The following is a 24,436-nucleotide window of genomic DNA, read 5'->3' as shown; positions in this document are numbered from 1 at the left end:
GGTCGCTGATGGATATCAAGCGTTTAATGGTTGCAGTGGCGATGTCTGCCATGGTTCTGCTCGGTTTCCAGTATCTGGTGCCGCACCCGGATCATAAGGCGGCCACGCAGCCTGCACTTGGTGCCGGGCAGGATACACCTGCCGCGGCGCCGGGGGCGGATGCGGGCAATGGCGCGACGGATGCAAAAGATGATCCGCGCCTTGCGATCAATACCGGTCGTGTCGGTGGGTCGATCAACCTGCGGGGCGCGCGCCTGGATGACCTCGTGCTCAAGGATTATCACGAGACCGTCAAACCCGGCAGCCCGCTGGTGCGTATCCTTGATCCCCGCCAGGACCCGCAGTCGAACCTTGTGGAGGTCGGCTGGCTCAATATCGCAGGTGGGCAGGTGCGCGTGCCCGACGCCACCACGGTATGGAGCGCGGATCAGGCCAGCCTGACGCAGGACCAGCCTGTTACCCTGCGCTGGGACAATGGGCAGGGACAGGTGTTCGAACTCGTGGTCGCGATTGACCAGAACTACATGTTCTCCGTCACGCAGAAGGTCCACAATCAGGCGGCAGGGCCTGTGTCGCTATATCCCTATTCGCGTGTTGATCGTGCCTATACCCCGGTGGAGACCGGCGGATACCTGGTGCATGAAGGCCCGATTTCCGTCATTGACGGGCGTCTGGACGAAAGCTCCTATAAATCGGTGCGTAATGGCACGATACCGCCGGGCAATACGTCGTGGAACAAGCCGGGTACGGGCGGCTGGAGCGGGATTACCGACAAATACTGGCTGACCGCCGTCATTCCGCAGCAGGATTCGTTAGTGACCGGCAGCTATGGCTATGTGCCGGAAGCCGGGCATGAAGGTGTCTATCAGGTCGGCTTTACCGCCCGGACGCCCGAAGTCATTGCGCCGGGTGGCGATGGTGTGACCGAAACCCATGTCTTTGCCGGTGCCAAGGAAGTGCCGCTACTGGAGAAGTATGAAGCCAGCCTGCATATTCCGTCCTTCTGGAAGGCCGTGGATTTTGGCTGGTTCGCGTTCCTGACGCATCCGATCTTCACTGTGCTGGACTGGTTGAATACGCTGCTGGGCAATTTCGGCCTTGCGCTGATGGCCTTCACGCTGGTGGTCAAGGGACTGTTCTTCCCGCTGGCGACCAAGCAGTTCCGGTCGATGGGCAAGATGCGCCAGCTCCAGCCCAAGATCAAAGCCCTGCGGGAGCGGTATAAAGACGACCAGATGGCGCTTAATCAGCATATGATTGCGCTGTATAAGGAAGAAAAGGTCAATCCCGCCAGCGGCTGCCTGCCGATGCTGTTGCAGATCCCGGTGTTCTGGTGCCTGTACAAGGTGCTGTTTGTCACGATCGAGATGCGGCATGCCCCGTTCTTTGGCTGGATCCATGACCTTTCGGCGGCGGACCCGACCAATATCTTCACCCTGTTCGGGCTGATCCCATGGGATCCGACGCATATATCCACCTTCTTCCAGCTTGGGCTGTGGCCGATTGCCTTTGGCCTGACCATGTTCGCGCAACAGAAGATCAATCCCGCACCCGCGGCTGATCCGGCGCAGCAGAAGATGTTCCAACTGATGCCGATCCTGTTCACCTTCTTCATGGCGCGGCAGCCGTCGGGACTTGTGATCTATTACTGCTGGAACAACCTGCTGACGATGGCGCAGCAGGCCGTGATCCAGCGTCGTGTGAATGCAGAGGCCAAGGCCCCTGTGGTGATCCGGCCGGAGAAGGAGAAGCCTTCGCTGTTCGCAAAGCTTCTGCAGTCGATCCTTGAGCGTCAGGCCAAGGCGGTGGACAGCGCGGGCAAGGCCAGCCCGGCCAAAGCCGGCAATGCGAAGACCGCGACCGCCAAGAGCCAGTCCGGTGGCAAGGGCCAGCAGATTGAGGGCACCGTGATCCGGGAGGTCCCGAATACGTCCGATGCAGGTGCCGATGCGCCCACAAAGGGACCGGGGCAGGACACGCCGCACGATGACGCCGACGTGCCGGGCCAGGGGGAAGACACGGCTGGCAGGGCCAAGGGCCGGCGCGGGAACAAAAACCATAACAGCAAGAAGCGCCGCGACGAGCAGAAGGCTGCCCGGCGTAATCCTTCGCCGAATGCATCCGGTGGGAATGACAAAAGCGGGGGCGATACAGGCGGCAATGGTTGATTTCACCCCCAAGACCCCCACCCCAGAGGAAATCGAGCGCGCCCGCGAGGCCGGGCGTCTGCTGTTCGCAGGCGAATGCCAGTTCGTGTTTGGTGCGCAAAAGCTTGGGCAACTGCCCGACCCGTTATTGCCGGAAATCGCGTTTGCCGGGCGTTCCAATGTTGGAAAGTCCAGTCTGGTCAACGCCCTGACGGGGCGGCGGACACTGGCCCGTGCCTCGTCAGAGCCGGGGCGGACCAAGCAGCTCAATTTCTTCGAACTTGCCGGGCGGCTGACGCTGGTGGACATGCCCGGTTATGGTTTTGCCAAGGCGGCGAAGGCGGTCAAGGAAGACTGGCAGGGGATGATGTTCTCGTTCCTGCGCGGGCGCCCGACCCTCAAGCGTGTTGTGCTGCTGCTGGATTCGCGGGTGGAGATCAAGGAAAGTGACCGCGAGATCATGAAGCTGCTGGATCGTGCGGCGGTCACGTTCCAGATCGTGCTGACCAAGTGCGACATTCCCAAGCCCCCCGTACTGGCGGCGAAGCTGCGTGAGACGCGCGAAATCGCAGCCAGCCATGCCGCAGCCTATCCGCTTGTCCTTGTGACGAGCAGCGCGAATGGCGAGGGTATCGTGGAACTGCGCGCGGAACTTGCACAGCTTGCATACCCGCCCCCCGCGCGGGCATGAAGGGCTTGGCTGTGATAAGGGTCATGGCCACACAGTGTTTGATGGATTGAGGCACGATCGGATGACGTTAACAGGACCGGGCAGTCAGGATGCCCGCGAACGGGCAGATGTTCTGGCGCGGGCGTTGCCGTACCTGCGACGCTATGCCGGGGATACGCTTGTCGTGAAATATGGCGGCAGCGCGATGGTCGATACCTCGTTGTCGGACGCGTTCGGTCATGATGTCGCCCTGCTCAAGCAGGTGGGGATCAATCCGGTCATTGTCCATGGCGGTGGTCCGCAGATCAGTGCAATGCTCAAGCGGTTGCAGATTGAATCGACCTTCATCGACGGGCTGCGCGTGACCGACGCCGCGATGATCGACGTGATCGAAATGGTGCTGGCGGGCAAGGTGAACAAGCAGGTCGCCGGCCTGATCAACCGTGCCGGTGCGCTGGCGGTCGGGATTTCGGGCATGGATGGCGGGTTGATTTCCGCGCGTCGCCTGGAACGTCGCGCGCGTGAAAACGGGGTGGAGACGGATCGCCTGCTCGATCTTGGCTTTGTGGGGGAACCCACACGCATTGACTCGCGTGTCATCTATGCCCTGTCCGGCTCTGGCCTGATACCCGTCATCGCCCCTGTGGGCAGTGGCGAGAACGGGGAGACCTATAACATCAACGCCGACACGGCCGCAGGCGCCATTGCGGGCGCGGTCAATGCCAGCCGCCTGCTGATGTTGACGGATGTGCCGGGTGTGCTTGATGAAAATGGCAACCTCATCCCCGAACTGACGGCAGAAGATGCGCGTCGCGGTATCGCCAGCGGCATGATTTCAGGCGGAATGATCCCGAAGGTCGAAACCTGCCTTGCCGCTGTGAAGGCCGGGGCAAAGGCTGCCGTGATCCTTGATGGTCGCGTGCCGCATGCCTGCCTGCTCGAACTGTTTACCGAAGCGGGACTGGGGACGCTGATACGCGGTGAATAAGGCGGCGGGCGTGCCGTCCTGATGGTGTGGGGGATGCGTTGACGGGGATGCGTTGACATGGGCGTCCATCCCCCGCATGGTCCGCGATCACCTCATTTCATGCCGTCGCCCCCAGATAAAACCGCGATGGCGATGTTGTCCGGAACAGGATTTGGAATTCATGACTGATACGACCCTCCAGAGCCAGATCGAGGCCCTGTGGGAACGGCGCGATACGCTGTCCCCGCGTTCCGGCGAGGCGGATCGCGCGCCCGTCGAGGCCGCGTTGTCCGAACTTGATGCCGGTCGCCTGCGGGTCGCGACACCGGGTGCTGAGGGGTGGGTGGTCAATGAATGGCTGAAGAAGGCGGTCCTGCTGTCTTTCCGCCTTAATGACAATCGCCTTGCCCCCAATGGCTGTGCCGGTGCGCCTGCCTTCGACAAGGTGCCGCTGAAGTTCGCGGGCTGGGACGAGGGGGCCTTCACGCAGGCCGGGTTCCGCGCCGTGCCGGGTGCGATCGTGCGTCGTTCGGCCTTTGTCGCGCCGGGCGTGGTCCTGATGCCCAGCTTCGTCAATGCAGGCGCCTATGTAGACAGCGGCACGATGGTCGATACGTGGGTCACGATCGGCAGTTGCGCGCAGATTGGCAAGAACTGCCACATCAGCGGCGGCGTGGGGATCGGTGGCGTGCTTGAACCGTTGCAGGCCGCACCGGTCATCATCGAGGACGGCTGCTTCATCGGTGCGCGTTCCGAGGTGGCCGAAGGCGTGGTGGTCGAACGTGGCAGCGTGCTGTCGATGGGTGTCTTCCTTGGCGCCTCCACCAAGATCGTGGACCGCACGACGGGTGAGGTCTTCATGGGCCGTGTCCCGGCCTATTCCGTTGTGGTGCCCGGCACACTGCCGCCGCGTCAGGCGACTACGGCCGATGGAAAGCCGCTGCCGTCGCTTGATTGCGCCGTGATCGTCAAGCGGGTGGATGAACGCACCCGTTCGAAGACATCCATCAACGACCTGCTGCGCGGCTGAGGGCATGACCGGGGCACCCAGCGGCAGGGCAACCCAAGGGACGCAGGATCGTCATGGGGCGCAGGAGGATGTCGGGGGTGTCGTCACGCTTGCACGCGCACTGCTCCGCTGTCCGTCGGTTACGCCTGATGACGGGTGTGCGATCGATGTCCTGGCCACGGTATTGCGGGATATGGGCTTTGCGGTTACGTCGCTGCCGTTCGGGGAAGGGGATGCATATACCCCCAACCTGTTCGCCCGGTTGGGCACGGGGCATCCGCATGTCTGTTTCGCGGGGCATACCGATGTCGTCCCGGTGGGCGATGCGGCATGGCGCAGCGACCCGTTCGGTGCGCAGATTCATGACGGCCTTCTGTATGGGCGTGGGGCATGTGACATGAAGGGCGGGATCGCCGCCTTTGTCGCCGCCATACGCTGCTACCTTGCACGGCATGGTGGCACGATACCCGGTTCAGTCAGCCTGCTGATTACGGGGGACGAGGAAGGCCCCGCCACCAATGGCACCGTGCGTGTGCTGGAATGGATGGCGGCGAACGGACAGATCCCCGATTTCTGTCTGGTGGGGGAACCGACGAACCCGCAGCAGATGGGCGAGGTGATCAAGATCGGGCGTCGTGGCAGCCTGAACGCCACGATTACGGTTACGGGTGTACAGGGGCATGTCGCCTATCCCCACCGTGCGGACAATCCGGTTCACCGGCTGCTGGCGCTGCTGCATGAACTGACTGTGGCGCCGCTGGATACCGGCAGCGAATGGTTCGAGCCCTCCAGCCTGCAGGTCACCAGTGTCGATGTGGGCAATACCGCAACGAACGTCATTCCCGCGACGGCGTGTGCGCGGTTCAATATCCGTTTCAACGACCTTCATACGGGGGCGGACCTGTCGGGATGGATACGTACCGTGTGCGCGCGCCATGCGCCGGGGGCGGATGTGCAGATACGCATCAGTGGCGAATCGTTCCTGACGCAGCCGACAGCCGGGGTGGATGCCCTGCGTGATGCGGTGACGGCAGTGACAGGTCAGATGCCCCGCCTGGATACCGGGGGCGGCACGTCCGATGCCCGGTTCATCAGCCAATATTGCCCGGTTGCGGAATTCGGCCTGGTGGGGGCCAGCATGCACAAGGTGGACGAACATGTGCCGGTCGCGGACCTGACGCAACTGGCACGGATTTATGACAGGTTTGTGGAAAGGCTGATGGCCTGATGGCGGATGACGGCATGACCCCCAGGTCCGGGCCGACCGGGTTTGGCAATATCCTGCGTGGGATGCTGCTGCTGGGACGCGGGCGGGTCGCAGGGCTCGCATATTTTGGCAATACGCGTGATGCGGTCCTGACGGCGCTTGCACCACGTATTGCATTGTGGCTGGTGGGGGGGCTGTTGACGATGCTGCATGCCCCCGACGCCACGAGTGTCACGCGCTGGCTGTTTTCATTGTGCATGATCCTGTTGCCTGCGGTGCTGACCCATGCGCTGGCGCAACGTTGGCAACGCGGCGGGCTGTGGTACCGCTATATTGCGGCGGCATGGTGGACCGACTGGTTGTCACCGTTTGTCATGCTTGCGGTGGCGTTGCTGATTGCGCTTGGTTCCCCGGCATTGCTGGAGACGTTTTATGGGGGCCTGATTATCAATGGTGTCGGGTTTGCCTACAGCCTGTGGATGACCTGGTTCATCGCACGCATCGGGCTGGGACTGGGGGGGGGACGTGCGATGCTGCTGCTCGGCGCTGTCCTGCTCAGCCTGGCGGTGATGGCGGAAATCACGGCATTGCTGCCCCCGCATTACGTGCCCTGGCATGATTTCATGGCGCTTCCCGGTGCCACCTCCACCGCCAAACACTGATTAAGGTATAAGGCGACGCCCTTTGGGGAAATGCGTCGCCCAAAACTTTCATGCATTCTGGAGGCTTACAGCGTGGCGTCAGTTATCTGCTCCTACTGGTCGTCACGTAAGCCACAGCGCCGCATCGATTGTTCTCCTCCAAAGCCGGAAAAACAGTCAGTACAGAGTGACCGAAATTACAGCTCCTGGCTCAGAGACTGTTTAAAAAGTCAGGCGCGATAACCTACTGGAATGATAAAGGTTTTTGGTGAAGCTTTTTCCAAAAAGCTTCGAAAGACGCCGCCTTTTTTCAAAAAGGCGGCACCCAAAAACTTTTCTTTTTTATCAATGATTTGTTTTTAAACGGTCTCTCAGGGCTTAACTGACGACACGCTGTCGCCCTCTGGGGCCTTGTCATCGGGTGTGCGGCGTTATTTCGCGAACGGGTCCTCGGGGTAGGCCACGCCGGTCAGGTACAGCCCTTCCGCCGGGGCCGTTGGGCCACCGGCGCGGCGATCACACGCCGCTAGCGCCTGTCCCACCCGTTCGACCGACCAGCTTCCTTCGCCCACCATCTTGAGGGTTCCGGTCATGTTGCGCACCTGATGATGCAGGAAGGCGCGGGCTTCTGTCACAATGATGATCTCCTCCCCCTCCCGATGGATATCCAGCCTGTCGAGTGTGCGGACCGGGCTTTTCGCCTGACAGGCAGAGGCACGGAACGTGGTGAAATCATGCCGTCCAATCAGGAATTGCGCGGCCTGGCGCATCAGGTCCACATCCAGCGGCTGGCGTACGTGCCACACACGTCCTTCGTCCAGTGTGGGGCGGGCGCTGCGGTTGATGATGCGATAGCGGTAGGATCGCAGGATGGCGGAGAAACGGGCGCTCCAGTTCGGCAGGACGGGACGCGCGATCAGGATGGCCACACGGTGCGGCTTCATGTGGTAATTCAGTGCGTCGCGCACTGCGGTGCTGCTTAATGGAATGTCATCGGGGAAATCCAGATGCGCGACCTGCCCGGTGGCATGTACGCCGGAATCGGTGCGTCCGGCGGTGATGCTGATGACGGGACGGCCACCGGTCAGGCGCGTGGCGGCTGCCTCCAGCACGCCCTGGACCGAGGTCAGGCCCGACGCCTGGCGTTGCCAGCCAACAAAGTCACGCCCGTCATATTCGATCCTGACCGCCCAGCGACGTATGTTTTTCGGTGCTTTGGCACGGGGGGGGACAAATCCGGGTGGCAGTGCCCCCCATGCGGGGGGTGTGGTTTCATCGTTCATGGCTGGGGCGGGTCGAAACGGGTGCCTGCAGGCACAGCCTGTCCACGCAGGAAGGCATCGGCCTCCATCATGCCGCGTCCGGGGCGTTGCAGGCGTGTGATCCGCAGGGTCGTGCCATTCCCGCAGGCAACCAGCAGGCGGTCGTCCACGATCGTGCCCGGCGCCGCTGTGGTGGGGGTGGGGTCCATCGCAACGGCCCCGACCTTGATCGTCTCCCCCGCCAGCAGGGTGAAGGTACCGGGCCATGGCGTCATGGCGCGCACCTGCCGGTCCAGCATATCAGCAGGTCTGTCCCACCGCAGGCGCCCGTCCTCGCGCGTCAGGCGCGCGGCATAGGTCACGCCATCTTCCGGCTGCGGACGGGGGGGCGGGATAGTACGCAGGGTCTCGACCACAAGGCGTGCGCCCATGGCGGCAAGGTCGTCATGCAGGCTGGTTGCCGTGGTGCGCGGGGTAAGGGCGACGCGGCCTTCGCACAGCATCGCACCGGTATCCAGCCCCGCATCCATCTGCATGATGGTCACGCCACTTTCACGGTCTCCCGCCAGGATCGCCGCCTGTATCGGGGCCGCCCCGCGCCAGCGTGGCAGCAGGCTGGCATGGATGTTGAGGCATCCATGCACGGGCGCATCAAGCATGGCGACCGGCAGGATCAGCCCATAGGCCGCGACCACTGCCGCATCGAGTCGCAGTGCGGTGAAATGATCGTGTTCCGCCGTATCGCGACGCAGCGACAGGGGCGTGCGCACTGCGATCCCCAATTCCTGCGCCGCGACATGCACGGGCGACGGGCGTTCCTTCTTGCCCCGGCCGGCGGGGCGGGGGGGCTGTGTATAGACCACGACAATTTCATGTCCGGCGGCGTGCAGGGCCTGCAGGGCCGGTACGGCAAAGTCGGGGGTTCCCATGAAGGCAAGGCGCATGATGTCGTTCCATCGGGGGAAAGCGCGCCGGGTGATGCCGCGGGGGCAGGCCCATGGGCGCGGGAAGGTCGCACGGCGGGCGCGCCACGCGCCACGTCACCGGGCGTGTGGCCGTCGCAGGGGCAAGTCGCAGGGGCAATCAGTGCCTGAGCCGCTGTTCCTTGGCCAGGCGGCGCATGATCATGTTGCGTTTGAGCGCGGAGAGGTGATCGACGAACAGGATCCCCTCCAGATGGTCGATCTCGTGCTGGATGCAGGTGGCAAGCAGGCCGTCCACCTCGATCTCGTGGCGTTTGCCCTCCAGATCCTGATACCGCACGCGCACGCTTTCGGGGCGGGCCACCTCGGCATACTGGTTGGGAAGCGACAGGCACCCCTCTTCACGCACGGACATGGTTTCGGTTTCGGCGATGATGTCGGGATTAATCAGCACCATCGGGTTGCGTGCCTCGTCCTTGTCGGCAACATCCACAAGGGCAAAGCGCAGGCCAAGGCCAACCTGCGGCGCGGCAAGGCCGATGCCGGGGGCCTTGTACATCGCGGCGAACATGCGCGGTATGGCTTCGCGCAGTTGTGCGGTGTCCTCAGGACGGACAAGGCGCGTTTTCTGACGGAGGATCGCCTGCGGGGCGACAAGGATCGGCATCGGCGTGGCCGCTGCAATGACATCTTGATCTATCATGTTCGCGATTTAGCGATCCTGCGCCCCGGATGCCAGAGGTTCCATGCGCCATGGGGCGTGTTTTTACCATGTATGCCCATTTTCATGCCCGTGCTTTTGTTCCCGGCTGTGGCGCCCGGGGGACAGTTCCCTTGCACGCCGGCGCGGATGTCCCATATCGTGGGACAGGGTGGATGCCGTGACGGGTCCATCCCTTGTTATCGTCTCGCTCTGGAATTGAGGAGGCCTGAGTGTCGGGAAGAGTGTTCGGATCCCCCATGTTTCTTGGTTTTGATCATCTGGAACAGATGCTGGAACGTGCATCCAAGAATGCGTCGGACGGGTATCCGCCATACAACATAGAACAGGTCAGCCCCACGACCCTGCGTATTACGCTGGCGGTGGCGGGGTTCATGATGGATGATCTGCATATCACCCAGGAAGACAACCAGCTGGTGATCCGCGGACGCCAGGGGGATGACGGGCAGGGGCGCGTGTTCCTGCACCGTGGCATTGCCGCACGGCAGTTCCAGAAGGCCTTTGTCATGGCCGAGGGGATCGAGATCGGCGGCGCATGGATGGATAATGGCCTGTTGCACATAGAACTGCACCGGCCCCAACCCGAAGTGCGGGTGCGCAAGATCGAGATCGCGAAAGGTCCGTCAATCCGTGATCGCGGTGCGCCGGTCGTTGATGTCCCCGGCATGCGCAAGCAGCATGTCGTGCGGGTGATTGATGATGAATGAGGGGGGAAGGCCGTCCACCCATGTTATCATGTAAATGCGAATGGCGTCCCCAGGGGCGTTTTCGCGGCTGCTGGAGGGCATGCAATTGAGGACAACACTCCGTAACGGTCGGATCGTGCCATGCGAAACGGGCAACAGCCTGCCGATGGATGTGCATACGCTGAGCGATAGCCAGATGCGTGCGCTGGGAATGGAATATGTGGCGTACATAAAGGAAGTCGTCGTGGATGGGGAGGAAGCGTTCGCCATCCATGCCGCGGACGGTACGCCCATGGCCCTGACGCCGGATCGCGACATGGCGATTACCGCCGTGCTGGAACATGAAATGGTGCCCGCACTGGTTCACTGAACCTGTCGCCCGCATCGCCTGATGGCCGCCCCGTTTTTCGATGGGGCGGCCTTTTTCATGGCTATGCGCGGCCCGAAGGGTCAAGCCAGCCGATATTGCCGTCGTCGCGGCGGTAAATGATATTGATCTCGTCGCTGCTGCTATTGCGGAACATCATCAGTTTCACATCCGCAAGGTCGAGTCGCATGACCGCTTCACTGACACTCAGCGTTGCGATGTCGGTCGGGCGCTCGGCGATGATGGTGGCATACGGACCTGCCCCACCCAACGCAGGGTCCGTATCCTCGTCCACGCCATCGGTGGATGCTGCCTGACGCCCATCCTCACGCGCGGGGATGTCCCCCCCCGGACGCAGGACATAGCTGCGCCCCATTTCCGTCGGGACGGTGCGCGACCGCAGGTGCCCGTGGTTGGTTGCCTTGCGGTGATAGCGGCGCAGGCGCTTGGCGATATGTTCGGCGGCGTCATCAAACGCGCCATGGGCGTCCGCGGCCTCGCCCTCGCCACGCAGTGTCAGTCCACGCGATGCATGGAGGTTGATGTCGCAGGTAAAGAATGAACGCGCACGGCTGAAGGTGACGCGGGCTTCCATCGCCTGTCCAAAGTATTTTTCCGAAATGCGGTCCAGATGATCGGTTACGCGGTATTTCAGGGCGTCAGACAGGTCGATCTGCTTGCCAGCAACGCTGATGTGCATAAGGGACCACTCCTTGTTATTGCCAAGGAAGCCACGTGCAGAGACGGAAACAGGCGATGGGCCATTATCGTATCAGGTCTGGAAATCCCCGCTCCGTATGCACGGCCTGCCCTGGCGTCAGGTTCACTCTGTTGCACCAGTTCCGACCCTCGCTGTGGTGAAGGCCGGAAACTCCATTGGACATATTTGGGGTGGCGCTGTCCATTCCTTCTTTGCATGCAAGGCGGCATGTTTTTCGATGCAACCTGTGTCCTGTGCTCAGATGGCTGGAATCAGAGGGTAAATTTTTCCCCAAGATAAACACGGCGGACGTCCTCGTTGGCGACGATTTCCTCTGGCCTGCCCTCGGTCAGGACCTGTCCGCTATGCATGATATAGGCACGGTCGATCACTTCGAGCGTCTCGCGCACGTTATGGTCGGTAATCAGCACGCCGATGCCCCGATCCTTGAGATGGGCGACAAGGTCGCGGATCTCGCCCACTGCGATGGGGTCGATCCCCGCAAGCGGTTCGTCAAGGAGGATGTAATGCGGCTGGCTGGCGAGTGCGCGCGCGATCTCCAGACGTCGGCGTTCCCCGCCCGACAGCGCAAGCGAGGGAGAGTGGCGCAGTCGTGTGATCCCGAATTCACCAAGCAGCCCGTCCAGCATCGTCTGCCGCCGGTCCGCGTCGGGTTCGACGATTTCCAGCGCGGCCATGATGTTCTGTTCCACATTCAGGCCGCGAAAAATGCTCGATTCCTGCGGCAGGTAGCCAATCCCCATGCGTGCGCGGCGATACATCGGAAGCTGCGTGATATCCGCGCCATCAAGTGTGATGGTGCCGATATCGGGACGCACCAGCCCCACAATCATGTAAAAGCTGGTGGTCTTGCCCGCGCCATTGGGGCCGAGCAGGCCCACCGCCTCGCCCCGCTGCACCTGAAGCGAGACGTCACGCACGACCGAACGCTTGCGATAGCTCTTGCCGATGCCACTGGCGATCAGGCCCCCGCCCGGTATCGTGTCGGGTGCGCCGGATGCGCCGGGGGCCGGGACGGGGGTGGCGGATGCGGACAGGGCAGCGTCGGACATATTCATTTCGTGGTTCCCTTGTTGCCGGTTCCGGCCTGGTTGGGCACGACAAGCCCGCTTACGCGCGATCCCGGCGTGTCCGTCAGGGTGGCGATACCCGTGCGCATGTTCACGATCGCGGCGGCGCCGCTGATCTGGTTCAACCCGCGAGAGATGTGGACATTGCCCACGATCCGCGCGATTGCGCTGTCGGGGACATAAACGCCCCGATCGCCGGTGACGGCCTCGCTTTGTGTGCGGATCAGGATATGGCCAAAGGCATCAACACGGTCGATTGCGCCCGCGCCGCCTGCGTCATGTCCGGCCTGCGTGTGCGGTGGGCGGGCCGTTTTTGGCCGGTCATAGCCCACCAGAATATCGGCGCGCATCTGCCTGCCGTCATTGGTGGTCAATGTGGCGTCGCCCCGGCTGACGGACATATGGTCGCGTGAATGGTATTCCACCGTGTCACGCGCCGTCAGGATATCCTGCGGGGTGGTCATCTTCATGTTCTTGCCGGTCATGACCAGTACGGCCTGGTCCATGTCATACACCGCCCTGTCGCCCCATGCCTGGTCGGTGTTGGTAAAGATATGGACATGTCCCACCGCTTCAAGGCGATAGACCTCGCTTCCGCCATTGCCGGGGGAGGAGTCGCCGGGGGCAGGGCCATTGTCATGACCCATGGCATGGGATGCAGGCCGGTCAGGGGGCGGCAGATCCTCTGGCAGCGTATCGGAATGGGTCACAAGGCTGGTATCGACATCAGGGTCGCCCCCCGCCGCCTTTGGTGTTCCTGATGTCGCGGGTGTCACTGCCGGGGGCGTGGTGACAGGTGCGCCGCCCGGCTGCGTGGCAGGTGCGGGAACGGCTGATGGGCTGTTCACGGGGGGGGCAGCGGAAACCGCCGTCGCCTGCCGGGGCTGCGCCGGGGCAGGGGCCTTGCCCGGTGATGTCGGATGCGCCCTGTCTGCCGGGTGCGTCGCCCGGATTGAGGCATCGGGGGGCGGGGCATCGGTGGCGGGGTCCTGCACCGCAGAAGATGACGGGTCGGCCTGCTGCGTGATCGGGGGCGATGATTGCGGGGATGCCGCGGATATGGCGGCGGGGCTGGCCCCGGGTGGCGTAACCCCGGATGCATTTCCAGAGGCATTGGCATTCCCGGACGCATTCCCTGATACATGTCCGGGCGCAGTCGCCGATATGGGGGCGGGCGTGGGGGCCTGTGCCGTGTGCGCGCCGGGCATTTTCTTGCGATAATAGGCGATCAGGCGATCCGCGCGCACCGTGACATTGCCGCGCACGGCCTGTGCCCGGTCATAGGCCGTGACGGTCTGGGTATTCTGGTCCCAGTCGAACCCGCCCGCCGCCGTGATGCTGACCTGTCCGCCCTGCGACATATCCAGCCCCTGTGCAAGGGCCGGGGTGGTGCAGGCCGTGGCGAATGTCGCACCAGCAAGCAGCACGGAGGCGAGGGCATGCCCGCGCATCAGTGTTTTCCTCCGGCCGGTGACATGACGGGGGTTTTGACGGTGGTTTTGATTGGGGGGGTGATGGGGGTTCCGGTGGAATCCTGTGTGCCGGGGCCGTCTGCCGGGCCGCCATGCGTGGTGTTAAGAAGCAGGCGCCCCGGGCCACGGAACTGCATGATGCCATCGCGGATCAGCAGCATCGCCCCTTGCGTGTCAAGGACGCCGAACGGGCCTTCGGAATGGATCCAGCTATCGGACACGATGACGCCGTGTTTCATGTCAATATCCGCAGTAGGGCTGTACATGGTGGTTCCATCGCTACGATAAAGCATTACGTCCTGTGTCAGGTCCAGAAGCTGGCTATGCTGGATATAGACGCCATTGCGCGCCGTGACATAGACCCAGTTATTCGGTCCCAGCAGGGTATCGGCCTGCGGGGTGGTCAGGTCGATGCGTTCGGGGGAGATCTGGCGCGCCTCGCTTGCCGTCACCATGAAGGGATGGCCATGGTCGTCCACCCCGCGATAGGTGGCATTGAGCATGCTGCCACTCTTGACGCGTACATGCGACATCTGCGCCATCGTGCCACGATGCATGATGACCGCGCGTTCCACGGCGGGCCACGCCGCGATCGACCCCAGCAGCACCAGTGCGGTCAGCGGCAGCGCCCATTTGGCCGAACGCATGATCGCACGCCGCCGTGCAAGGTCGTTTGCGTTGGGCAAAAGCCGCTGCCGGATGGAGCGGGTATCGAAAATGCTGCGCTGCCGGGCGATATCTTCCGCCGAACGGGCGTAATCCTCGCGCTGTATGCCGCCCCCGGACGTGTCCCCGTCGCGCGCAGCCGTGTCATCGGACGGCCGTGCCGACAGATCGTGGGCTGGATCGTGGGGGGGATCTTCGGGCGGCCTGTCGTTCATGCCACCCCGGCACGCAGCAGGTCATGGATATGCAGGATGCCGATCGGGTGGCGTTCAGCGTCCAGCACGAACAGGCTGGTGATCGGCCGTGGGCGGTCGTTCATGATCCGCAGCGCATCCACCGCCAGTACATCGGGGCGGATCGTCTGTGGGTTCGTGTTCATGATGTCTGCGGCGCGGGTGCCGTCAATGTCCTGTTCCAGCGCGCGGCGCAGGTCGCCATCGGTAATCAGCCCCACCAGCGTGCCGTCATCGCGGACCACACCCATGCAGCCAAAGGCCTTGTGCGTCATTTCCATGATGACCTGACGCAGCGGCAGATCGGCGGAGCCGAGCGGCATGCTCGGCCCGACATGCATCAGCGCGCGCACGTCACGCAACTGCGCCCCCAGGCGGCCGCCGGGATGGAAGATCCCGAAATCATCCGCGCCAAAGCCGCGCTGTGTCAGCAGTACGATCGCCAGTGCATCGCCCAGCGCGAGCTGCATGGTCGAACTGGTGGTGGGCGCCAGACCCATGGGGCAGGCCTCGGGCGTCTGGGGCAGGACCAGTGCGATGTCCGCCGCCCGCGCCAGGGTCGAATCGGCACGCGCGGTCATCGCGATCAGCAGCAGCCCGAACCGCCGCGCGTGCGAGACGATATCCGCCAGTTCCGATGTCTCCCCCGAATTGGACAGTGCAAGGATCGCATCCCCCGGCTGGAGCATGCCCAGGTCCCCGTGCGAGGCCTCGGCAGGGTGGACGAAAATCGACGGTGTCCCGGTGGAGGCCAGGGTGGACTGGATCTTGCGCCCGATATGCCCCGATTTGCCAATGCCCGTCACCACGACCCGCCGCGCGGGCATCGACAGGGCCTTTACCGTGCGGATGAACGCCAGCCCGAGGTCGGATGCCCCCATGCCCTCATGCGCCGGGCCAAGCGCCTGGCGCAGCGCATCCATCATGCGCGCCAGACCGTCGCACTCGGTCTGCAGGACCTTGCATGCCGATTCGATCATATCGGTCTGGTCCGTGCTGACGGGACCATGGTTCGGATGGGGCTGGAGGCTGTCGGTCATGCCTGTTGTTTTCTGTATTGCCGTCAATGGCGCCCCGCGCGCATCGGGGCTGGTGGGGGAATGGTGCGGGTTTCAGGCCGCCCGGTGGGCGAACAGGTCCGGGTCCTCGTAACCAAGGATGTCGAGCCGTGCGCGCGTGGGCATGAAGTCATAGCACGCCTGTGCCAGTTCGCGCCGCCCCTCACGCACCAGCAGCGCCTCCAGCCGTGCCCACAGCGCATGGAGGTACAGCACGTCCGATGCGGCATAGGTCATCTGTTCAGGGGTCAGGTCCGGTGCGCCCCAATCGGAACTCTGCTGCTGCTTGCTGAGTTCCACCCCAAGCAGTTCGCGGCACAGGTGGGCCAGCCCATGACGTTCGGTATAGGTCCGCACAAGCTTTGACGCGATCTTGGTACAGATGCACGGCGCGACCGTGATGCCGAAAGTATATTGCAAGATGGCAACGTCAAACCGCGCGAAATGCATCAGCTTCGTCACGGACGGGTCCGTCAGCACCGCGACCAGGTTCGGGAAATCCGCTGCCGTGGCCCCCGCCGGAACCTGTACCAGGTGGGCATGCCCGTCACCATCCGACAGTTGTACAAGGCACAGCCGGTCGCGGTGGGGATTGAGGCCCATCGTTTCCGTATCGACGGCAACCGCACCCGAAAAAACCACATCATGGGGCAGGTCGCCACGATGGAAATGGATGGTGTCGGGAACGGTGGTCTGTGGCATCGGGGGTCGTGCTCCGTAACGGTGTCTGTCCGTGGCATGCAGCGTGGAGCGGCAGGCGGTATTTCCGGCGGTGCGGGACAGCAAGGCCCGGACCCAGGGCACGCCGCGCCACCGTTGGCCTCCAGCCGGCATGATGCCGACAGGGTTAACATTGTCGCGGTTTACACGAAATTTGTATCGGGAACAGGGGGGATTGATGCGAACGTCCAACTATTTGGAACTTTGGACGGCCTATGGCCATCCGATTGCATCGGGGGGGAAATCCCTACCGGGTATGTCCCGGTAGGATTTGTCCTGATTTTTCTTTGGAAAAATCCTGGTGCCCAGAAGAAGACTCGAACTTCCACGACCTTGCGGCCACAGGTACCTGAAACCTGCGCGTCTACCAATTCCGCCATCTGGGCTCAGAGGCTCCCCGTTGCCGGGGTGGTGTGAGGCGGTTTCTAGTCCGGGTTGTCGCGGTGGTCAACAGGGGTTTGCGTATTTTTTTGAATTTGATGGTGTTTTTTGAAACAGGGCGCGGAAAACCGCCCTTTTTCCCATGTGGGCATGGACATGTGGGAATGACGTGCATGCGTGGCGACGCTGGCCCATGATGGTGGTTCCACCATCGCTGCATCGGGGGGATGGGCGTTCAGGTCAGGAAGGGGTGTCGGATGGATATTCGCAAGGTCGCAACGGTATTTGGCGGGACAGGCTTCGTGGGGCGGTATGTGGTCGCGCGGCTGGCGCGGGATGGCTATGTCGTGCGCGTCGCCTCCCGCCGTCCGGACCGGGCGGCGGGGATGCGCCTGTTTGGCGATGTGGGGCAGGTCGTCCCGCTCTATGCTTCCGTGCTTGAGGAACGTTCCAGCGTTGCTGCAATCGAAGGCAGCGACCTTGTCGTCAATCTTGTCGGGATACTGGCGCCTGGGCGGCATGCCGGTTTCACGGCAGTGCATGTTGATGCGGCCGCCCGTGTGGCGCGGCTGTGTGCATCGGCCGGTGTGGGGGCGCTAGTGCATATGTCGGCCATCGGCGCGGACCCCGATGGCGTCTCTGACTATAGCCGCAGCAAGGGGCGGGGCGAGGTCGAGGTACAGCGCCACATGGCGGAGGCGGTGATCGTACGCCCGTCCATCATTTTCGGGGCGGAGGATCATTTTACCAACATGTTCGCCGCCATGGCGCGCTACCTGCCGGTCATGCCGGTCTATGGCGGGATGACGCGATTCCAGCCCGTCCATGTGGCAGACGTGGCAGAGGCGATCCGCCGCATCGCGCGTGGCCTTGGCCGGGGTGCGGGCGTGGTGGAGGGAAGTTCCGCAGAAGATATTTTTGCAGGGAGTATTTTCGAACTTGGTGGTCCGCGTGTGTGGCGCATGCAGGACATGGTGCGCTGGATCATGCGCGCGGCAGGACATCCCCGTCGTGTCTTCGCCGTGCCGCCCTGGCTGGCGCGGATACAGGCCTCATGCCTTGAACACCTGCCGGGCAGGATGCTGACACGCGATCAGTTGTCCATGCTCTATGTCGATAATGTGGTGGCGCCGGGGATGCGTGGCCTTGCGCATCTGGGGATTTCGCCGCTTTCGCTCGAAATTGCCGCACCACAATATCTTGCCCGTTTTCGTTCGGCCTGACCCTGGGGTGGCTTTTGCGGCCCATGCGGCGAGATTTTGCCGATTTTTCGCAAAAAGGTCAGTAATGCTGTCTTTTATTTGCGCCGTGGCTTGCGTAGGTGTGGCTCAACCCGGGCGCGCAGGGGTGCGCCCGCATGTTTTCAGACCCAAGGGGCAGGCCAATGGCAGAGCGCATGCTGAAATTCGTCTCCGTGGCGCAGGAGCAGCCTGAAAAGCGGCCTGCGGACTCACGGCGTAAGGATTTCAATGAAATCTATGACGAACTGCCGCGCCAGCAGGCCGAAACACAGGCGTCACGCTGTTCACAGTGCGGGGTGCCGTTTTGTTCCGTACACTGTCCCCTGGGCAATAATATTCCCGACTGGCTGATGATGACGGCGGCCGGACGGCTGGAGGAAGCCTATGAAGTCTCCTCCGCCACCAACAACTTCCCCGAGATCTGTGGCCGCATCTGCCCGCAGGACCGCCTGTGCGAAGGTAACTGCGTGATCGAGCCGGGATTCGAAAGTGTTACCATCGGCGCGGTGGAACGCTTTATCACCGATACCGCGTTCGAACAGGGATGGGTCCAGCCCGTGCGTCCCGTGACCGAACGCACGCAGACGGTGGGCATTGTCGGGGCCGGTCCGGGTGGCCTTGCCGCGGCCGTGCAGCTGCGTGAACTCGGCTTTCAGGTCCATGTCTATGACCGTTACGACCGTATCGGCGGGCTGATGATGTATGGCATCCCCGGTTTCAAGCTGGAGAAGGACATTGTCCTGCGCCGCCATCGCCTGCTTGAGGATTCTGGCGTCACCTTCCACCTTGGCGTGGGCATTGGCGATGTGGACGGGGATGGCACGATCGCATTTTCCACCCTGCGTGACCGCCATGACGCGGTGCTGATCGCCACGGGCGTGTACAAGTCACGTGATATCGGTGGCCCCGGCGCGGGGCTTGGTGGGATCGTGCGCGCGCTTGATTACCTCACGGCGTCGAACCGTGTCTCCCTTGGTGACAGCGTGGCGGATTATGACAGTGGTGCGCTGAACGCCGCGGGCAAATCGGTGGTTGTGATCGGGGGTGGCGACACGGCGATGGATTGCGTGCGCACCGCCATCCGCCAGGGCGCGCGTTCGGTCAAATGCCTGTATCGCCGCGATCGCGCCAATATGCCCGGCTCCGTGCGGGAGGTGAAGAACGCGGAGGAAGAAGGGGTGGAGTTCGTCTGGCTCGCAGGGCCGGAGGCCTTCCTTGGCGATGCGCATGTGACCGGCGTGCGCGCCGTGCGCATGAAGCTTGGCCTGCCCGATGCCAGCGGCCGACAGTCGGTGGAACCGGTGGAAGGCAGCGCCTTTACGCTGGAGGCCGATCTTGTGGTCAAGGCGCTTGGCTTTGACCCCGAACCGCTGCCGACCCTGTGGGGGCAGCCCGACCTTGAGGTTTCGCGCTGGGGCACACTTATGGTGGACCGCCACAGCTTTATGACCAGCCTGCCCGGCGTGTTCGCCGCCGGTGATATCGTGCGCGGGGCCAGCCTTGTGGTGTGGGCCATCCGCGATGGACGCGACGCGGCGGCGCAGATGCACCGCTGGCTTGAGACCGCAGCGGCCGTGCGCGCCGAAGCGGCGGAGTGATGACAATGGACCAGCACACAGCACAGAACACGGCCCAGACCGAGGATTTCGTGCGCGAATGGCGCGACAATGCCGAGGCGATTTCCGGCCTGTATGACCCGGCGCAGGAACATGATGCCTGTGGTGTCGGCATGGTTGCCGCCCTTGATGGCAAACCGCGGCGCGACGTGGTGGAGGCCGGGATCGCGGCGCTTAAGGCGGTATGGCACCGTGGCGCGGTCGATGCCGATGGCAAGACCGGTGACGGGGCGGGTATCCATGTGGAAATTCCGCAGGATTTCTTTGCCGATGCCATCCATATCGGCGGCGACGCCAGCGTGGACAGCCAGATCGCGGTGGGCATGATCTTCCTGCCCAAGACGGACATCGCGGCCCAGGAACGCTGCCGCCAGATCATCGAGAGCGAGATCCTTGCCTTCGGATATGCGATCTATGGCTGGCGTCAGGTGCCGATCAATACCGATTGCATCGGGGACAAGGCGAACGCCACCCGCCCCGAAATCGAACAGATCCTGATCCGCAATACGCCCGGCACGCAGGAGGATGCGTTCGAGCGTGACCTGTATGTCATCCGTCGCCGGATCGAAAAAAGCGCAATCGCCAATCAGGTGGACCTGTATGTGTGTTCCCTGTCGTGCCGGTCGCTGATCTACAAGGGCATGTTCCTTGCCGAGCACCTGACGGAGTTCTATCCCGACCTGCTCGACCCGCGTTTCGTCAGCCGCTTTGCGATCTATCACCAGCGTTATTCCACCAATACCTTCCCGACATGGAAGCTGGCGCAGCCGTTCCGCCGCCTGGCCCATAATGGGGAGATCAATACGATTTCCGGCAACGTCAACTGGATGAAAAGCCACGAGACGCGGTTGGCCGATCCTGTGCTTGACCCGTATATGGACGATCTCAAGCCCGTGGTGCAGGCGCAGGGGTCGGATACGGCGTGCCTTGATAACGTCTTTGAACTGCTGACCTTTGCCGGGCGCGATGCGCCGATGGCGCGCTGCCTGATGGTGCCTGCCAGCGTTGGCGGCAATTCCGCCATGCCACAGCGGCACAAGGACATGTATTCCTACTGCAATGCGGTGATGGAGCCGTGGGACGGGCCGGCGGCGCTGTGTGCGACCGACGGGCGGTGGATGCTCGCCGGGCTTGACCGCAGTGGCCTGCGCCCCCTTCGCTATACCGTCACGTCAGGTGGTCTGCTGATCGTGGGGTCCGAAACCGGGATGGTCAAGGTGCCCGAGGCCGACATCGTCAGCCGTGGCCGCCTTGGGCCGGGGCAGTCGCTGGCCCTCGACCTTAAGGAAGCGAAGCTTTACAATAACGACCAACTGCTCGACCTGCTGTCCGCACGGCAGGATTTTGCCGGGTGGGTAAAGCGCACGCGCGACATTTCGTGCCTTGTGCGCACCAATAGCGGGGAAATCAGCCTCTATCAGGGCGAAAACCTGCGCCGTCGCCAGCTTGCGGTCGGCACCACACTTGAAGAGCTGGAGGTGATCCTCCAGCCGATGGTTGAAAACGCGGGCGAGGCCATCGGCTCGATGGGCGATGACACGCCACTTGCGGTGCTGTCCACGCGCTATCGCGGGTTGGCGCATTATTTCCGCCAGGCCTTCAGCCAGGTCACGAACCCGCCCATCGACAGCCTGCGTGAAACACGGGTGATGAGCCTTGCGACGCGTCTGGGCAACCTTGGCAACATTCTTGAGGAAAGCGAGACGCAGTGCGACCTGCTCCAGCTTCCCAGTCCGGTCCTGACCACGGGTGAGTTCAAGGCGCTGCGGGAGTTCTGTGGCGAAAATGCCTGCGTCATCGACTGCACCTTTCCCGCGGCCGATGGGGAATCCGGCCTGCGTGAGGCCATCGCACGCATCCGCACGGAGGCCGAGGACCATGTCCGCCGTGGCTGCACCCATGTCTTCCTGACGGACGAACACCAGTCGGCCGAACGCGCCTATATCCCCATGATCCTTGCGACGGCGGCGGTGCATACGCACCTTGTGCGGCAGTCGCTGCGGACGTTCACCTCGCTTAACGTGCGTTCGGCGGGGGCGCTGGATGTCCATGCCATCGCGGTGACGATCGGGGTGGGGGCAACCACCGTCAATCCCTATCTGGCGCAGGAAAGCATCGCCGACCGCCACCGGCGCGGCCTGTTTGGCGACCTGTCCTTTGGGGACGCGGTGGAGCGTTACCGCAAGGCCGTCAATAAGGGCCTGCTGAAAATCATGTCCAAGATGGGCATTTCCGTCGTCTCTGCCTATCGCGGCGGTTATAATTTCGAGGCGATCGGGCTGTCACGCGCGCTGACGGCGGAATTCTTCCCCGGCATGCCCTCGCGCATCTCAGGCATCGGCCTGCTGGGCATTGCCCGCAATGTGCTGAGTTTCCATGAAAAGGCATGGGATCGCCAGATCGAATCCCTGCCGGTTGGTGGCCGCTACAAGCTGCGTCGCACTGGCGAGGTACATGCCTTTGACGGCACGTTGATCCACATGCTGCAAACGGCGGTGGCAACCGACAGCTTCACCATCTATCAGCGTTATGCCGATGCGGTGCGTCGCCAGCCGCCGGTTGCGCTGCGTGATCTGCTGGATTTCCGTGGGGGGCGTACGCCCATCGCGGTGGAATCGGTCGAAAGCATCACCGAACTGCGCAAGCGCCTGATCGCGCCGGGTATCTCGCTTGGCGCACTCAGCCCCGAAGCGCACGAAACCCTGTCGATCGCGATGAACCGCATCGGCGCGAAATCGGATTCGGGTGAAGGCGGCGAAGACCCCGCCCGTGCAAAACCGCGCGCCAATGGGGACAACGCGTCCTCCGCGATCAAGCAGATCGCCTCGGGTCGTTTTGGTGTGACCGCGCAGTACCTCAATGACTGCCGCGAAATCGAGATCAAGATGGCGCAGGGCGCGAAACCGGGCGAGGGCGGGCAGCTTCCCGGCTTCAAGGTGACGGGCCTGATCGCGAAGCTGCGTCATGCGACGCCGGGGGTGACGCTGATTTCCCCCCCGCCGCACCATGACATCTATTCCATCGAGGATCTGGCGCAGCTCATATACGATCTCAAGCAGATCAACCCCGAGGCCACGGTGACTGTGAAGCTGGTCGCGCGTTCTGGCATCGGCACGATTGCCGCCGGCGTGGCAAAGGCGAAGGCGGATGCGATCCTGATTTCAGGCCATTCCGGCGGCACGGGCGCCAGCCCGCAATCTTCGGTCAAATATGCCGGCATGCCCTGGGAACTGGGCCTTGCGGAGGCGCATCAGGTGCTGATGCTCAACCGCCTGCGTCACCGGGTAAAGCTGCGCACCGATGGCGGGCTGAAGACCGGGCGTGACGTGGTGATCGCGGCCATGCTGGGGGCGGAGGAATTCGGCATCGGCACCGCAAGCCTTGTCGCCATGGGCTGCATCATGGTGCGCCAGTGCCATTCCAACACCTGTCCCGTGGGCGTGTGTACGCAAGACGATGATCTGCGCAAGAAGTTCGAAGGCACACCGGAGAAGGTCATCAACCTGTTCTCCTTCATTGCCGAGGACGTGCGCAACATCCTTGCCTCGCTGGGCTTTGCGACGCTGAATGAGGTGATCGGCCGCACTGACCTGCTGCATCAGGTGCTGCGTGGCGCGGATTATCTTGATGATCTTGACCTTAATTCCCTGCTTGCGCAGGCGGATCCAGGGCCGCATGCGCGCTATTGCACGCGTGAAGGGCGCAACGAGGTGCCCGAGACGCTGGATGCGCAGATGATTGCGGATGCCCGCCCCCTGTTTGACCATGGGGAGAAGATGCAGCTGCAGTACAACGTGCAGAATACCCATCGTGCGATCGGCACACGCATTTCCTCGTTGATCGTGCGGCAGTTCGGCATGGACAAGCTGGTGCCCGGCCACCTGACGGTGCGCCTGCGTGGTTCGGCGGGGCAGTCGCTGGGGGCGTTCGCGGTGCAGGGGCTGAAGCTTGAGGTGCTGGGTGATGCCAACGATTATGTTGGCAAGGGCCTGTCGGGGGCGACGATCATCGTGCGGCAGTCACCTTCGTCGAACCTTGTGTCCAACGAAAACGCCATTATCGGCAATACCGTGCTGTATGGCGCCACGGCGGGTGCGCTATATGCGGCGGGACAGGCGGGCGAACGCTTTGCCGTGCGTAATTCCGGTGCGATCGGCGTGGTGGAGGGCTGTGGCTCCAACGGGTGTGAATACATGACCGGTGGCCTCGTGGTGATCCTGGGCGAGATCGGGGACAATTTCGGCGCGGGCTTTACCGGCGGCATGGCCTTTATCTATGACGCAAGCGGCACGTTCGAGGAACGGGTGAACCCCGATACCCTGACATGGACGCGGGTGAATGACCCGAAATGGGAAGCCACCCTGCGTGAGCAGGTGGAAACCCATGCACGTGAAACCAGCAGCCGCTATGCCGAACTTCTGTTGCATAACTGGGACAAGGTTCTGCCGCGTTTCTGGCATGTCGTACCGCGCGAATATGCCAAGGTGATTGGCTTTGCCCCTGCCGAACTGCCGCGCAGCGCCTGATACGCGCGTTACGCGACATTGGGAAACATGATGACAGGGCCGGGGATTTTCTTCCCGGCCCTGTCTGTTTTTGCGGCCTGCTTTTGCGACCTGTTTTCGCGGAATGTGGCATCAGGGGGTCGCACTGGCGGG

General features: G+C 62.9%; 19 protein-coding genes, 1 tRNA gene and 1 pseudogene. 11 read left to right on the top strand and 10 right to left on the bottom strand.

The window, feature by feature from the left end; all coding sequences use genetic code 11:
* Positions 1-8: 8 nt before the first annotated feature.
* From yidC to IFJ82_RS12455, 6 genes and pseudogenes are all read left to right on the top strand, one after another.
* A pseudogene (gene yidC, locus IFJ82_RS12480) lies at positions 9-1,751 on the top strand (membrane protein insertase YidC); the annotation flags it as partial.
* Between the two features lie 409 nt (positions 1,752-2,160).
* Entirely contained in the window at positions 2,161-2,838 is a 678-nt protein-coding gene (gene yihA, locus IFJ82_RS12475; RefSeq protein WP_040510476.1) for a ribosome biogenesis GTP-binding protein YihA/YsxC, read from the top strand.
* A gap of 61 nt (positions 2,839-2,899) precedes the next feature.
* Positions 2,900-3,805, top strand: a complete 906-nt coding sequence (gene argB, locus IFJ82_RS12470; protein ID WP_075631601.1) for an acetylglutamate kinase — start codon at positions 2,900-2,902, stop codon at positions 3,803-3,805.
* A 160-nt stretch (positions 3,806-3,965) separates the two neighbouring features.
* Entirely contained in the window at positions 3,966-4,814 is an 849-nt protein-coding gene (gene dapD / locus IFJ82_RS12465; protein ID WP_192264800.1) for a 2,3,4,5-tetrahydropyridine-2,6-dicarboxylate N-succinyltransferase, read from the top strand.
* A 4-nt stretch (positions 4,815-4,818) separates the two neighbouring features.
* Positions 4,819-6,021: a succinyl-diaminopimelate desuccinylase gene (dapE, locus tag IFJ82_RS12460; RefSeq protein WP_081254501.1), complete on the top strand. Its 1,203-nt coding sequence runs from the start codon at positions 4,819-4,821 to the stop codon at positions 6,019-6,021.
* A 14-nt stretch (positions 6,022-6,035) separates the two neighbouring features.
* Positions 6,036-6,662: a hypothetical protein gene (locus IFJ82_RS12455; RefSeq protein ID WP_040511600.1), complete on the top strand. Its 627-nt coding sequence runs from the start codon at positions 6,036-6,038 to the stop codon at positions 6,660-6,662.
* A 410-nt stretch (positions 6,663-7,072) separates the two neighbouring features.
* On the opposite strand, the gene truA is transcribed toward IFJ82_RS12455, so the two are convergent.
* The 3 genes from truA to def form a co-directional block, all read right to left on the bottom strand.
* Positions 7,073-7,924, bottom strand: coding sequence for a tRNA pseudouridine(38-40) synthase TruA (gene truA / locus IFJ82_RS12450; RefSeq protein WP_225578662.1), 852 nt, complete (start codon positions 7,922-7,924; stop codon positions 7,073-7,075).
* On the bottom strand, positions 7,921-8,847 hold the full coding sequence (fmt, locus tag IFJ82_RS12445) for a methionyl-tRNA formyltransferase (RefSeq protein WP_192264798.1): 927 nt from the start codon (positions 8,845-8,847) through the stop codon (positions 7,921-7,923). The genes truA and fmt overlap by 4 nt, the downstream gene beginning before the upstream one ends.
* Before the next feature lie 139 nt (positions 8,848-8,986).
* Positions 8,987-9,529 carry a peptide deformylase gene (gene def / locus IFJ82_RS12440; protein ID WP_003618107.1) on the bottom strand — a complete coding sequence of 181 codons (543 nt, stop codon included), beginning with the start codon at positions 9,527-9,529 and terminating at the stop codon, positions 8,987-8,989.
* Positions 9,530-9,786: 257 nt separating this feature from the next.
* Between def and IFJ82_RS12435 the strand changes: the two genes are divergently transcribed.
* The gene (locus IFJ82_RS12435) at positions 9,787-10,254 is read left to right on the top strand and encodes an Hsp20 family protein (protein ID WP_175575082.1); all 468 of its coding nucleotides are present in this window, start codon (positions 9,787-9,789) and stop codon (positions 10,252-10,254) included.
* A 40-nt stretch (positions 10,255-10,294) separates the two neighbouring features.
* Positions 10,295-10,603, top strand: coding sequence for a DUF1150 family protein (locus IFJ82_RS12430; protein WP_003618111.1), 309 nt, complete (start codon positions 10,295-10,297; stop codon positions 10,601-10,603).
* Positions 10,604-10,664: 61 nt separating this feature from the next.
* On the opposite strand, the gene hpf is transcribed toward IFJ82_RS12430, so the two are convergent.
* The 7 genes from hpf to IFJ82_RS12395 all read right to left on the bottom strand — a co-directional run bounded on the left by hpf (position 10,665) and on the right by IFJ82_RS12395 (position 16,926).
* Complete coding sequence (gene hpf, locus IFJ82_RS12425) at positions 10,665-11,300, bottom strand: ribosome hibernation-promoting factor, HPF/YfiA family (protein ID WP_075595010.1); 636 nt, start codon at positions 11,298-11,300, stop codon at positions 10,665-10,667.
* Between the two features lie 272 nt (positions 11,301-11,572).
* Positions 11,573-12,373, bottom strand: coding sequence for an LPS export ABC transporter ATP-binding protein (gene lptB, locus IFJ82_RS12420; RefSeq protein ID WP_408887660.1), 801 nt, complete (start codon positions 12,371-12,373; stop codon positions 11,573-11,575).
* Positions 12,374-12,375: 2 nt separating this feature from the next.
* The gene (locus IFJ82_RS12415; protein WP_456306891.1) at positions 12,376-13,386 is read right to left on the bottom strand and encodes a hypothetical protein; all 1,011 of its coding nucleotides are present in this window, start codon (positions 13,384-13,386) and stop codon (positions 12,376-12,378) included.
* 455 nt (positions 13,387-13,841) lie between these two features.
* Positions 13,842-14,744 (bottom strand): LPS export ABC transporter periplasmic protein LptC, encoded by a 903-nt coding sequence (lptC, locus tag IFJ82_RS12410; protein WP_192264794.1) that lies wholly within the window; start codon positions 14,742-14,744, stop codon positions 13,842-13,844.
* Complete coding sequence (locus tag IFJ82_RS12405) at positions 14,741-15,742, bottom strand: KpsF/GutQ family sugar-phosphate isomerase (protein ID WP_225578852.1); 1,002 nt, start codon at positions 15,740-15,742, stop codon at positions 14,741-14,743. Before IFJ82_RS12405 ends, lptC begins: the two co-directional genes overlap by 4 nt.
* Before the next feature lie 132 nt (positions 15,743-15,874).
* Positions 15,875-16,522 (bottom strand): ribonuclease D, encoded by a 648-nt coding sequence (locus IFJ82_RS12400; RefSeq protein WP_075631606.1) that lies wholly within the window; start codon positions 16,520-16,522, stop codon positions 15,875-15,877.
* A gap of 317 nt (positions 16,523-16,839) precedes the next feature.
* Positions 16,840-16,926 (bottom strand) — tRNA-Leu (locus IFJ82_RS12395).
* Between the two features lie 252 nt (positions 16,927-17,178).
* On the opposite strand from IFJ82_RS12395, the gene IFJ82_RS12390 reads away from it, so the two are divergent.
* The 3 genes from IFJ82_RS12390 (at position 17,179) to gltB (ending at position 24,304) form a co-directional block, all read left to right on the top strand.
* The gene (locus IFJ82_RS12390) at positions 17,179-18,144 is read left to right on the top strand and encodes a complex I NDUFA9 subunit family protein (protein WP_192264792.1); all 966 of its coding nucleotides are present in this window, start codon (positions 17,179-17,181) and stop codon (positions 18,142-18,144) included.
* Between the two features lie 161 nt (positions 18,145-18,305).
* Positions 18,306-19,760, top strand: a complete 1,455-nt coding sequence (locus tag IFJ82_RS12385) for an NAD(P)-dependent oxidoreductase (RefSeq protein ID WP_003618130.1) — start codon at positions 18,306-18,308, stop codon at positions 19,758-19,760.
* A 5-nt stretch (positions 19,761-19,765) separates the two neighbouring features.
* The gene (gene gltB, locus IFJ82_RS12380) at positions 19,766-24,304 is read left to right on the top strand and encodes a glutamate synthase large subunit (protein WP_139312921.1); all 4,539 of its coding nucleotides are present in this window, start codon (positions 19,766-19,768) and stop codon (positions 24,302-24,304) included.
* Positions 24,305-24,436: the final 132 nt, after the last annotated feature.

The sequence above is a fragment of the Novacetimonas hansenii genome (genome assembly GCF_014843995.1).
GTDB lineage: Bacteria > Pseudomonadota > Alphaproteobacteria > Acetobacterales > Acetobacteraceae > Novacetimonas > Novacetimonas hansenii.
This window is presented reverse-complemented; position numbering and strand designations above follow the sequence as displayed.

Coding starts and splice junctions, on each gene's coding strand:
- yihA (WP_040510476.1), top strand. CDS start 2,161: ATGGTTGATTTCACCCCCAAGACCCCCACCCCAGAGGAAATCGAGCGC.
- argB (WP_075631601.1), top strand. CDS start 2,900: ATGACGTTAACAGGACCGGGCAGTCAGGATGCCCGCGAACGGGCAGAT.
- dapD (WP_192264800.1), top strand. CDS start 3,966: ATGACTGATACGACCCTCCAGAGCCAGATCGAGGCCCTGTGGGAACGG.
- dapE (WP_081254501.1), top strand. CDS start 4,819: ATGACCGGGGCACCCAGCGGCAGGGCAACCCAAGGGACGCAGGATCGT.
- IFJ82_RS12455 (WP_040511600.1), top strand. CDS start 6,036: ATGACCCCCAGGTCCGGGCCGACCGGGTTTGGCAATATCCTGCGTGGG.
- truA (WP_225578662.1), bottom strand. CDS start 7,924: ATGAACGATGAAACCACACCCCCCGCATGGGGGGCACTGCCACCCGGA.
- fmt (WP_192264798.1), bottom strand. CDS start 8,847: ATGCGCCTTGCCTTCATGGGAACCCCCGACTTTGCCGTACCGGCCCTG.
- def (WP_003618107.1), bottom strand. CDS start 9,529: ATGATAGATCAAGATGTCATTGCAGCGGCCACGCCGATGCCGATCCTT.
- IFJ82_RS12435 (WP_175575082.1), top strand. CDS start 9,787: ATGTTTCTTGGTTTTGATCATCTGGAACAGATGCTGGAACGTGCATCC.
- IFJ82_RS12430 (WP_003618111.1), top strand. CDS start 10,295: ATGGCGTCCCCAGGGGCGTTTTCGCGGCTGCTGGAGGGCATGCAATTG.
- hpf (WP_075595010.1), bottom strand. CDS start 11,300: ATGCACATCAGCGTTGCTGGCAAGCAGATCGACCTGTCTGACGCCCTG.
- lptB (WP_408887660.1), bottom strand. CDS start 12,373: ATGTCCGACGCTGCCCTGTCCGCATCCGCCACCCCCGTCCCGGCCCCC.
- lptC (WP_192264794.1), bottom strand. CDS start 14,744: ATGAACGACAGGCCGCCCGAAGATCCCCCCCACGATCCAGCCCACGAT.
- IFJ82_RS12405 (WP_225578852.1), bottom strand. CDS start 15,742: ATGATCGAATCGGCATGCAAGGTCCTGCAGACCGAGTGCGACGGTCTG.
- IFJ82_RS12400 (WP_075631606.1), bottom strand. CDS start 16,522: ATGCCACAGACCACCGTTCCCGACACCATCCATTTCCATCGTGGCGAC.
- IFJ82_RS12390 (WP_192264792.1), top strand. CDS start 17,179: ATGGATATTCGCAAGGTCGCAACGGTATTTGGCGGGACAGGCTTCGTG.
- IFJ82_RS12385 (WP_003618130.1), top strand. CDS start 18,306: ATGGCAGAGCGCATGCTGAAATTCGTCTCCGTGGCGCAGGAGCAGCCT.
- gltB (WP_139312921.1), top strand. CDS start 19,766: ATGGACCAGCACACAGCACAGAACACGGCCCAGACCGAGGATTTCGTG.